The sequence below is a fragment of the Kineococcus siccus genome, assembly GCF_009906795.1.
Classification (GTDB): Bacteria; Actinomycetota; Actinomycetes; order Actinomycetales; family Kineococcaceae; genus Kineococcus; species Kineococcus siccus.
Map to the genome: position 1 here is coordinate 1 of NZ_JAAALN010000150.1, position 10,519 is coordinate 10,519.

Genomic DNA, 10,519 nt, shown 5'->3' on the forward strand with positions numbered 1-10,519 from the left:
GGGGGGGGGGTGTGGACGGCGGCGGCTGTGGACGGCCGCGGGGCGCTGTCCGCCCGGGCTGGCAGCATCCGCGCCGTGAGCACCCCCGACACGAGCGGGCCCTTCCGCTGCTTCGGCACCGGCGACCCCCTGTACGAGAGCTACCACGACACCGAGTGGGGTCGGCCGGTCCACGGCGACCGGGAGCTGTACGAGCGCCTCAGCCTCGAGGCGTTCCAGTCGGGCCTGTCCTGGATCACCGTGCTGCGCCGCCGCGAGACGTTCCGCGCCGCCTTCGCCGGGTTCGACCCCGAGGTGGTGGCGGCCTACGGCGAGGAGGACGTCGAGCGCCTGATGGCCGACCCGGGGATCATCCGCAACCGGCTGAAGGTGGAGGCGGTCGTCGCCAACGCCCGGGCCGTGCTCGCGCTGGCCGCGGCGGGCACCGGGTTGTCGGAGCTCGTCTGGTCGCACGCGCCGCCGGCCCGGCCCGCACCGCGCTCCCCCGCCGACGTGCCGGGGAGCACGCCCGAGTCCACGGCGCTGGCCCGGGCCCTGAAGAGCGCGGGGCTGCGCTTCGTCGGCCCGACGACCGCCTACGCGACCATGCAGGCCTGCGGCCTCGTCGACGACCACCTGGCGCACTGCCCGGCGCGCGGGCGCCGGTGAGACCGCCCGGGGGACGCGCGAGCGACCCGCCGTCCCCGCCGCGCTCCGTCCCGCTGCGATGAGTTCCTCCCGGCAGGGGAGTCTGCCCTGCGACCGGTCCCACCGACCCTCCAGGAGCCCCCGATGCCCGCGACGACACCCTGCCTCTGGTTCGACGGCCAGGCCGAGGAGGCCGCCGCCACCTACACGGCGCTGTTCCCGAACTCCGCCACCACCGCGGTGACGCCCGGCCCCGACGGGAAGGCCCTCATGGTGGCGTTCACCCTCGACGGCCGCGAGTTCCTGGCGCTGAACGGGGGCCCGCAGTTCTCCTTCACCGAGGCCGTGTCGTTCTCGATCGCCTGCGCCGACCAGGCGGAGGTCGACCACTACTGGGACGGGCTGCTCGCGGGCGGGGGCGAGGAGAGCCGGTGCGGCTGGCTCAAGGACCGCTTCGGCCTGTCCTGGCAGGTCGTGCCCCAGCGCCTCGGCGAGCTGATGGCCGACCCCGACCCCGCGCGGGCCGGGCGCGCCGGCGCCGCCCTGATGGGCATGAGCCGCATCGTCGTCGCCGAGCTCGACGCCGCGGCGGACGGGGACGGCTGAGCGCCGCCGGCCGGCCCCCCGGCCAGGCCGGGACACCGTCGGCGGCCGTGCCGCCCCCTCCCCGGAGAGCGACCTGGGCCTTCCGTGCAAGGATCGATGCGCAACCGTCGAGCCCGGCGACGGGACGAGGAGAGGTGTGGTCTGCATGAACGGAAGAGCTCGCGTCGTCGTCGTCGGCGGCGGTTTCGCCGGCCTGTACGCGGCGAAGAAGCTCGAGCGGCTGCTTCCGGCAGGTGCGGCGGAGATCGTGATGATCAGCCCGACCGACCACCTGACGTACAGCCCGCTGCTGCCCGACGTGTGCGCGTCGGTCCTCGAGCCGCGCCACGTGGCCGTGTCCCTGCGGCAGGCGCTCCCCAAGAGCCGCCTGATCGTCGGTCACACGACCTCGGTGGACCTCGAGGCCAAGACGGTCACCGTCTCCATCACGCGCGGGGACGTCGGGGAGACGCAGGTCGTCTCCTACGACAAGCTCCTGCTCGCCCCCGGGTCCGTGTCGCGCCGCTTCCCCATCCCCGGGGTCGCCGAGCACGCCCGCGGCGTCAAGACGATCACCGAGGCGGTGTTCGTCCGCGACCACCTGCTGAACCAGCTCGACCTCGCCGACGCCCTGCCGCCCGGCCCGCAGCACGACGCCGAGCGTCGTGAGCGGATGACCGTCGTGGCCGTCGGCGCCGGGTACACCGGCACCGAGATCGTCGCGCAGACGCACCGCTGGCTGACCCGGGTCACCGACCGCTGGTCGAACATCAAGGTCTCCGACGTGCGCTGGCTCCTCATCGACGTGGCGCCCGCGGTGCTGCCGGAGATGGGCCCGGACCTGGGCAAGTACGCCCTGGGCGCCCTGCGCGACCGCGGCATCGACGTCCGGCTCGGGGTGTCGGTGAAGTCGGTCGACGAGACCACGATCACCCTCACCGACGACTCGGTCATCCCCTCGCGCACCCTCATCTGGGGCGCGGGCATCGTCGCGAGCCCGCTGATGGGGACCCTCGGCCTGCCGCTCGAGCGCGGCCGGCTCGTCGTTGACGCGCAGATGCGTGCGGCCGAGGACGTCTGGGCCGTCGGTGACGCCGCCGCCGTGCCGGACCTGGCCAAGCCGAAGCCCGCCGAGGGCGCTCAGCCCGTCACCCCGCCCACGGCGCAGCACGCGCAGCGTCAGGGCACCGCGGTCGGCCGCAACATCGCGGCCAGCCTCGGGGTCGGCCAGGCGAAGGACTACCTGCACAAGGACCTCGGCCTGGTCGCCGACCTCGGGGGTCTCACGGCGGTCGCGAAGCCCCTGGGCATCGAGCTGACGGGCCTGCCCGCCAAGATCGTCGCCCGCGGCTACCACCTCTACGCGCTGCCGAGCATCCCAAACCGCGTGCGCGTGCTGACCGACTGGATCCTCCACGCGGTGCTCCCCGTGCAGTCGGTGTCGCTGAACCAGACGCGTTCCGAGGACGCGCTGATCCCGACCGCGCAGAACACCGAGATCTACGCGAAGGCGGACGCCGAACCCCGCGTCGGCTGACACCCACCGCTGGACGACGCCGCCCCGGGCTTGCCCGGGGCGGCGTCGTCGCGTGGTGGCGCAGGCCGGGTCCAGCTCCTGGGGCCGCACACCCGAGGTCCTCGCGGGCCGCCCCCCCCGGGGCGCACTTCCGGGGCCGCGCGTGCGGTGCCGCACCCTCCAGGGCCGCACTCCGGGATCCGCACGTGCGGTGTCGCACTCTCCGGGGCCGCACTCCCGGGTCCGTGCGTGCGGTGCCGCACCCACCGAGCCGCACACTCGGGGCCGCCTCTCGGGGCCGCACACTCGGGGCCGCACTCCCGGGTCCGCTTGCGGTGCCGCACCCACCGAGCCGCACACTCGGGGCCGCACCCACGGGGCCGCACCCACGGGGCCGCACCCACGGGGCCGGTGTTCGCGAGCGGCTCACGGCGTCAGCGCAACCGGGCCGCCAGACCGGTCGCTCGAGCCAGCGGCCGCCCGACCGCGGCCGTGACCGCTGCGGCCGAGCCGATCACGCGCACCTGCCGTCGGGCGCGGGTGATGGCGGTGTACAGCATCTCCCGCGTCGCCAGCGGCGACGTCGCGGGCGCGGCGAGCACGCTGACGGCGGCGAACTGCGACCCCTGGCTGCGGTGCACGCTCATGGCGTGCAGGGTCTCGACCTCCGCGAGGCGCGACAGCGGCACCGACCGGGGCCCGTCACCCCGGCCGAGCGCGACGACGAGCTCGCCGGCGCGTTCCAGCACGACACCGCTGTCGCCGTTGAAGACGCCGAGGGCGGGGTCGTTGCTCGTGACGAGGACCGGCAGGCCCACGTAGCGACCGTCGGGGCGCGGCGCGACGCCCACGTCCTCCACCGACCACCGGTGCGCCAGGGCCGCCCAGTGCGACACCCCGCGGAACCCGCGTCGGTGCGCGCACAGGACGCGGTGGGAGTCGAGGGCCGTGAGGGCCGCGGCCGCGTCACCGGCGGCGGCGGCCGCCACGACGGCTCGCGAGGCCGCGACCACCGCCCCGCGCACGGCGTCCAGCGCCTCGCCCGCGACGGGCTCGTCCTCCTCGACCTCGTGGAACCGCACCGCCGGGTCCCCGCTGCGCAGCACCGCGAGGGTCCGCTCCGCGTCACCGGTCCGCACCGCGGCCGCGAGGTCGGCGATCCCCCCGCCGGCGGCGTAGCGGTGCGTCGTGCGCAGGAGCACCACCCCGTCGGCGACGGTGGTCCGCGGCGGGGCCGGCGCTCCGTCCGCCGCCTCCAGCCCGTCCGCCGCGTCCGCGCCGCCGACCGCGCCAGGACCGACCCCTCCCGCACCCTTCACCGCTCGCCCGGCACCGTCGACCGAGCCGCGCCAAGAGTCCGGTGGGGTCTCCCCCACGCCCGGCGGCTGCCCGGCCCCGGCGAGCGGGAGGCCGACGTCGAGCGGGACGGCCGTCGCGAGGCGGTCCACGACGTGCGGTGCGCGGGGACGGGAGGCCGCGGGCGCGACGAGGTCGGCGAGCACGGCCCCGACCTCCACGGACGCGAGCTGGTCGGGGTCGCCGACGAGGACCAGCCGGGCACTGGGCCGCAGCGCCGCGAGCAGCCGGGCGACCACGCCGAGACCCACCATGGACGCCTCGTCGACGATGACCACGTCGTGCGGGAGGCGGTGCCCCGCGTCGTAGCGGGCGCGGACGGAGCCGGGGCGCATGCCCAGCAGGCGGTGCAGGGTGGAGGCCTGCAGGCCGCCGAGGAAGGCGGAGTCCGCGGCGGCGAAGACACCCTCGGGGGCGTCGCGCACGGCCGTGGCCACCGCCTCGGTCAGGCGGGCGGCCGCCTTGCCCGTCGGCGCGGCGAGAGCGATGCGCGGCGGAGGCCCGGGTTCGGCCAGCGCGCGCAGCGCGGCGACGAGCCGGGCCACCGTCGTCGTCTTGCCGGTGCCGGGCCCGCCGCCGAGCACGGAGACCCCCGACAGCAGGCAGACCGCGGCCGCGTGCCGCTGGTCGTCCGCGGCCCCGCCGGGCCACAGGCGCGCGAGGACGGGAGCCACGCGGGCGGGATCGACGTCCGGCACCGACCCGGCCCGGGCGGTGAGGTCCTCGGCGACCGCCCGCTCCTGGCGCCAGTACCGGTCGAGCCACAGGCTGCCGTCCGCCAGGTGCAGGGGGCGGCCGCTGCCGTCGTCCGCTGCGGCGCCGACGACCGGGGTGCGCTGCGCGGTGGGGGCGTCTTGGTCGAGCGTGAGGACGCTGCCCCGCACGGCCTGCAGCCACCCCGTCGTCTCGGGCCACGGCAGCTCGGGGGCGTCCGCGGCTCCGGTGTCCTCCACGTCCTCGGGGACGACGGTGCCGGGCACCTCGGCCAGGCGCAGCACCACCGAGCCGTGGCGCACGGCCCGCACCGCGAGTGCGACCGCGAGCAGGACCCGGTCGTCGTCCTCGCCCGCGACGGCACCCAGCCGGGACGCCACGTGCACGTCGGCGGCCTGCAGCACGCGCAGCTGGTTGAACGTGCGGAGCAGCCCCGTCGCACGCAGCGCGTAGCGCGCGCCCTGGTCGATCGTCGGCGTGCTCACGCCGGCCCCCGCGCCAGCAGGTCGGAGAGGTCGGTGACCAGCGCCGCCGGCGGCTTCCACGACCAGACGCCCGGGGGCGCCGAGCCCGCGGGCACCGCGGGCTCGCTGCCGCACATGCCGCGCAGGAACAGGTACAGGACACCACCCAGGTGCCGGTCGGGGTCGTAGCCCGGCTGCCGCCACCGCAGGAACCGGTGCACCGCGACGCAGTACAGCAGCGCCTGCAGCGGGTAGTGCGCGGCCCGCACGGCGTCGTCGAGCGCGGCCGGGCGGTAGTGCCAGGCCGTCAGCGGTTCACCCGGACCGGCGAGCCGGTTCGTCTTGTAGTCCACGACGAGGTAGCGCGGCCCGTCCTCGGAGACCACCCGGAGGACGGCGTCGACCGACCCGGTCAGGTACCCGGACAGCGACTCGGAACCCAGGACCGGTTCGGCGAGCGCCGCCGCGTACGGCGCGACCGGGTCCCCGGGTGGCAGGTGCCGGCGCAGCAGGGCGGCGACGTCCTCGAGGCGGGCGCGGGGCGGGGACCCTTCCCGCCCGGCGTCGTCGCCGCCACCGAGGGGCAGTTCGAAGTCCATCTCCACGAGCCGGTCGGCGGCGGCCACGTCCAGCAGGCGACGGTGGTCGGCGAGGGGACCCAGCGGCGTGGCGGTGGCCGCGAGCAGCCCCTGCGCCAGCAGGTCGACGTCCACGAAGGCCGGGGCGAGTCCCTGCCGCGCCAGCCGGGCCAGGTCGCCGAGCGGGTCCGCGCTCGCGGGGTCGAAGTGCTCCAGCACCTCGTGCACGAGGGTGCCGAACTCCGCGCCGGCGGGCAGGTCGGCGAGCGGGGCGGGCACCAGGCGCCACGCCTCGTGGGGGTCGCCGGCACCGACCGCGTCGTCCTCGAGGTCAGCGGTGTCCTCCAGGTCGACCTCGTCGTCGAGGACCGCCTCGTCGGTCTCGGAGGCGACCGAGGCGTGGGCGGTCTCGTGCACGGCGCGGGTCAGGCCGCTGTAGGACGTGCGACGCCAGGCGCCGTCGACGTGGCCGCCGAACACCGCGGGACGCAGCTCGGGTCCCTCCGGCGCGGGCGGTGCGGGCGCGGCGGCGACCGCGTCCGGGGTGGCCGTCTGCACGACGATCCCCGAGCCGGGGACCGCGAACTCCTCCAGCCGGGCCCGCACCGCGGCGTCGCTCGGCACGGGCACCGCTTCCGGCACGTGCTGCGGGTCGGGGGCGAAGAGGAGGCGGTGCAGGGGTCCCCGGATCGTCTTCGTGGACGGCGCCCACCACAGCACGACCCGGGACACGGCCCGGGTCAGCGCCACGTAGAGCAGGCGCAGCTCCTCACCGGCACCGTCGGCGTCCTCGCCCGCGCAGCACTCCGCGTACCCCGGGGCGCCGGGGCCGCCGACGTGCAGGACGCGGTGGCCGTCGGGGTCGTGCGAGAGCGGCAACCGGTCCTTCGCACCGCCCCCGGCCTCGTCCCAGCCGTAGGGGACGCAGACGACCTCGAACTCCAGTCCCTTGCTGGTGTGGACGGTGGCGATCTGGACGGCCGCGCGGTCGGTGTCGAGCCGTCGCGAACGCTCCTGGTCGACGTCGGAGCCCGCGTCCTCGACCCGGGCGCGCAGCCAGGACAGGAGGCTCGCGAGCCCGAGCCCCGCCGCGACGGCCTCGGCGTGCAGCGTCTCGGAGACGTGCCGCAGGTCGGTGAACAGCCGCTCGCCGCCGCTGCGGCCGAGGAGCCGGCCGGCGAGCGCGTGCTGCTCGCCGACGACGGCGAACAGCCCCGCCACGCCCCGCTCGGACAGGACCTGCGCCCACTGCCGCAGCTGGGCGGACAGCTCGTCGGTCGCGGCGTCGCCCGCCGCGTCCAGAGCGGCCGCCGACGTCCCCACGAAGCCGGACAGGGCCAGCCGCCGGACCCGCTGGGTGCGGTGCGGCTGCTCGAGCGCCTCGAGCAGGACCACCCACTCCCGCGCCGCGGGGGTGGTGAACACGCTGGGACCGCGGCTGAGGACGCACGGCACACCGCGCCGCTGCAGGGCCTCCTGCACGAGGACGGCCTGGTGGCCCGTCCGCACGAGCACCGCGACGTCACCCGCGGCCAGCGGGCGCGCACCCCCCGCCCGTGGACGCACCTCGAGGCCCTCCGCGAGCACCGACGCCACCTGGCTCGCCACGTCCTCGGCGACGGCGGCACGGACCGCCGGCACGAGCGGGACCCCCGTGCTGTTCACGGGCAGCCCCGCGCGCGGCAGCACGCGCACGCGCACCGGGGTCGCGTCGCCGGGCAGCAGGGCGGGCGCGGTGTGGGCCGCCGCCACCGGCAGCACGACGATCCCCTCCTGCCCCAGGGCCGCGCCCCGCAGGAGGGTCTGGACGCCGGCCAGCACGAGCGGATCGCTGCGGTGGTTCGTCGACAGGGTCGCCCGGGTCCCGGCCACGCGGGCCGCGTCGAGGTAGCTGCGGACGTCGGCGCCCCGGAAGCGGTAGATCGCCTGCTTGGGATCGCCGATGAGCACGAGCGGGCGGACGCCGTGGAACGCCCGGCGCAGCACCTCCCACTGCACCTCGTCGGTGTCCTGGAACTCGTCGACGAGGACGACGGAGTACCTGCGGCGCAACCGCTCGCAGGCCGCGGGCCCGGTGACGTCGGCCGCGAGGGCGTCGCGCAGGAGACCGAGCAGGTCGTCGAAGCTGACGACGCGGCCGGCCTGCTTGCGCGACTCGACCTCGGCGCGCACCTTCGCCGCGAAGCGGACCCGCAGGTCGGCCTCGGACCCGGCGACGCGGCGCGAGGGTTCCAGCCTCGCCTCCGGGTGCCCGACGGCCTCCTTCGCGATGCGCAGCGCGGCGGCGCGGTCGAAGGGCAGGCTCGTGGCCCCCTGCCGGGCGGCGAAGGCCGCGAAGCGGACGTACAGGTCGTCGCAGACCTCCTCCAGGACGTCGGACAGGCTCTCGACGAGGGTGGCCGTCGGGTCCACGTCCGCCGCGGTGCCGAGGCTCGCGAGGACCTGCTGGCAGAACTGGTGGACGGTGGCGACGGTGGCCGCGTCGAAGGAGGCGAGCGCCGCGGAGAGCCGGGCGTGTCGCTCCTGGACCTCCTCGGCGCTGCCCCGGGCCAGGGACCGCAGGACCACGTCGTCGCCCTGCAGCGACTCGTCACCGGGCGTGGCGAGCGCCGTGCGAGCGGCCACGAGGCGTTCGCGGACCCGGGTGCGCAGCTCGCCGGTCGCGGCACGACCGAACGTGACCACGAGCAGCTCGTCCATCCGGGCGTGGCCCTCGGCGACGTAGCGGGTCACCAGGCCGGCGATCGTGTACGTCTTCCCCGTGCCGGCGCTGGCCTCCAGGACCGTCGTGCCGGTGGGCAGCGGCCCCGCCAGGTCGACGGGGACGGCCGGCGGCGCGGGCGTCGTCGCCGTCACCACTCCTCCTGCCGCTGCGCGTCCAGGAGCGGCTTCCACACCCGCAGCGTGAGCTCGGCGAAGCTCCCCGGGGTGCGCGCGGGCGCGCCGGGAGGCGGCGTCCACTCCAGCAGCGTCTCGAACGGGGCGTCGGCGCCCCACAGCAGCACGTGCTCCTCCTCGGCGTCCTCGCGCGGGAAGGAGTACCCGGAGGTCCACTCCCCCCGGGCGCTCTCGGTGGCCGACTCCGGTGAGCGGCCACGGTGGCGGGCGGCGGCCCACGCGAAACCGGCCCCGGCCGTCAGGGGCAGGGGCACGGCGAGGCCCACGCGGCGCAGCGCCACGAGCTCGGCCAGCGCCGCCCGGGCGGCGGCCGGCGCCACGGGGCCCAGGGTCACGACCGCGGTGGAGTCCCGGCTGCCCCGGCCGACGACGACCGCCGTCCAGGGCTGGGACGGGTGGGCGGCGCTGAGGGCGAGCAGCTCGAGCCACGCCCGCAGCCGCTGCTTGCCCTTGACCCGGGAGTAGGTGGTCGTGAGCGCCACGTCGCCCCCCGCGGCCGTCGTCCGCACCCCGCCCACGACGCCGGTCAGCCGGGTGCCGTCGGGCAGGTCGAGCTCGACGTCGACCGCGCGCTGGTCGACGCCGCCGAAGGTGGCCGCCGCGGCCGCCAGGCGGTCCACGCGCGCCCCCACCCTGCGCAGCAGGGTCGTGCCGAGGACTCCGGGCGGGAGGTCGCCGCGGGCCGTCTCGACCCGGGCCAGGGTGACGGCGTCCACGCCGGCGAGCCGGGCGGCGAGGCAGCGGTCACCGATCGCCCACTCCTGCAGGCCGTCGAGCTGGACGGGCAGGGCGTTGTCGGGTTCGTCGGCCCGGACCGTCCCCGCGATCTCGAGGCGCTGGCGCAGCAGTCCGCGCGCGGGGTGCTGCCAGAACTGCACCAGCCGGTCCAGGTCGACGTCGCTCACCGGGGGTTCCGGCAGGGCGGCGTCGAGCAGTGCCGGGACCGGCGCGGGCGCGCTCCGGGCGGCGAGGGCGCCGCGGTGCGCGGTCCGGTCGTAGCTGACGGACCCGCTGCGGCCCAGCGCACCCGCGGTGAAGTTGCGGGGATCGGTGGGCTGCAGGGGGTGGTGCACGACGACGTGCTCCCGGACGGGCCGGCCGTCGTGCGTGACGGCGGTGGCGTCGAGCGCGTCGAGCAGCTCACCCACGGGGACGGCGGGCGGCAGCTCCGCGCCCGTGCGGACGTCGCGCCCGGCGTAGGTGACGACGAGGTGCCGCTCGGCGGCGCCGATCGCGTCCAGCAGGACCTGCCGGTCCTCGCTGCGCGGGTCGCGGTCGCCCACCTGGGGTGCGCGGGCCAGGAGGTCGTCGCCGTCCACGCCGGTCACCCGGGGGAAGGCGCCGTCGTCGAGGCCGAGCAGGCAGACGACGCGGTGCGGGACCGAGCGCATGGGCGTCATCGTGCACACGGTCATCGCGCCCGTGCGGAAGCTGGAGCGCTGCGGCCGCCCCGCCAGGCGGTCCGCCAGGAGGGCCCCGACGTCGGTGAGCCCGACGCGCGCGGTCCCCGCCCGGGCCGCGTCCTCCCGCACGGCGCCCAGCTCGCGCCGCAGCTGCGCCACCTGCCAGCCGCCGTCGCGCGGGACGTCGGTCAGGCTGAGGACGCCCTCGAGCAGCGCGTCGCACCAGTGCGGCACGGGGTGGTGCCCGCCGAAGGAGGAGACCACCGCGTCGAGCCGGTCGAGGAGCTCGGCGAAGCGGCCCGCGAGGTCGACGCGGCTGGACTCCACGTCGGCCAGCGGGACGACGGGGTGCGCCCCGGGGGGACCGGCGCCGGGGGT

General features: G+C 77.0%; 5 protein-coding genes and 1 pseudogene. 3 read left to right on the forward strand and 3 right to left on the reverse strand.

All coding sequences use genetic code 11. The features are described 5' to 3' along the window. Nucleotides 1-75 precede the first annotated feature (75 nt). From GTR02_RS15445 to GTR02_RS15455, 3 genes are all read left to right on the forward strand, one after another. Complete coding sequence (locus GTR02_RS15445) at nt 76-648, forward strand: DNA-3-methyladenine glycosylase I (protein ID WP_166608388.1); 573 nt, start codon at nt 76-78, stop codon at nt 646-648. Between the two features lie 123 nt (nt 649-771). Then, complete coding sequence (locus tag GTR02_RS15450; protein ID WP_166608389.1) at nt 772-1,233, forward strand: VOC family protein; 462 nt, start codon at nt 772-774, stop codon at nt 1,231-1,233. A 145-nt stretch (nt 1,234-1,378) separates the two neighbouring features. Continuing rightward, nucleotides 1,379-2,749: an NAD(P)/FAD-dependent oxidoreductase gene (locus GTR02_RS15455; RefSeq protein ID WP_166608390.1), complete on the forward strand. Its 1,371-nt coding sequence runs from the start codon at nt 1,379-1,381 to the stop codon at nt 2,747-2,749. Between the two features lie 413 nt (nt 2,750-3,162). Here GTR02_RS15455 and GTR02_RS22450 read toward each other — a convergent pair whose 3' ends face one another. The 3 genes and pseudogenes from GTR02_RS22450 to GTR02_RS15480 all read right to left on the reverse strand — a co-directional run. After that, nucleotides 3,163-5,283 carry an AAA family ATPase gene (locus GTR02_RS22450; protein WP_205709380.1) on the reverse strand — a complete coding sequence of 707 codons (2,121 nt, stop codon included), beginning with the start codon at nt 5,281-5,283 and terminating at the stop codon, nt 3,163-3,165. Next, nucleotides 5,280-8,696, reverse strand: a complete 3,417-nt coding sequence (locus GTR02_RS15475) for a UvrD-helicase domain-containing protein (protein ID WP_205709381.1) — start codon at nt 8,694-8,696, stop codon at nt 5,280-5,282. The genes GTR02_RS22450 and GTR02_RS15475 overlap by 4 nt, the downstream gene beginning before the upstream one ends. Then, nucleotides 8,693-10,519: pseudogene (locus tag GTR02_RS15480) on the reverse strand (exodeoxyribonuclease V subunit gamma); the annotation flags it as partial. The gene GTR02_RS15475 and the pseudogene GTR02_RS15480, both read right to left, overlap by 4 nt.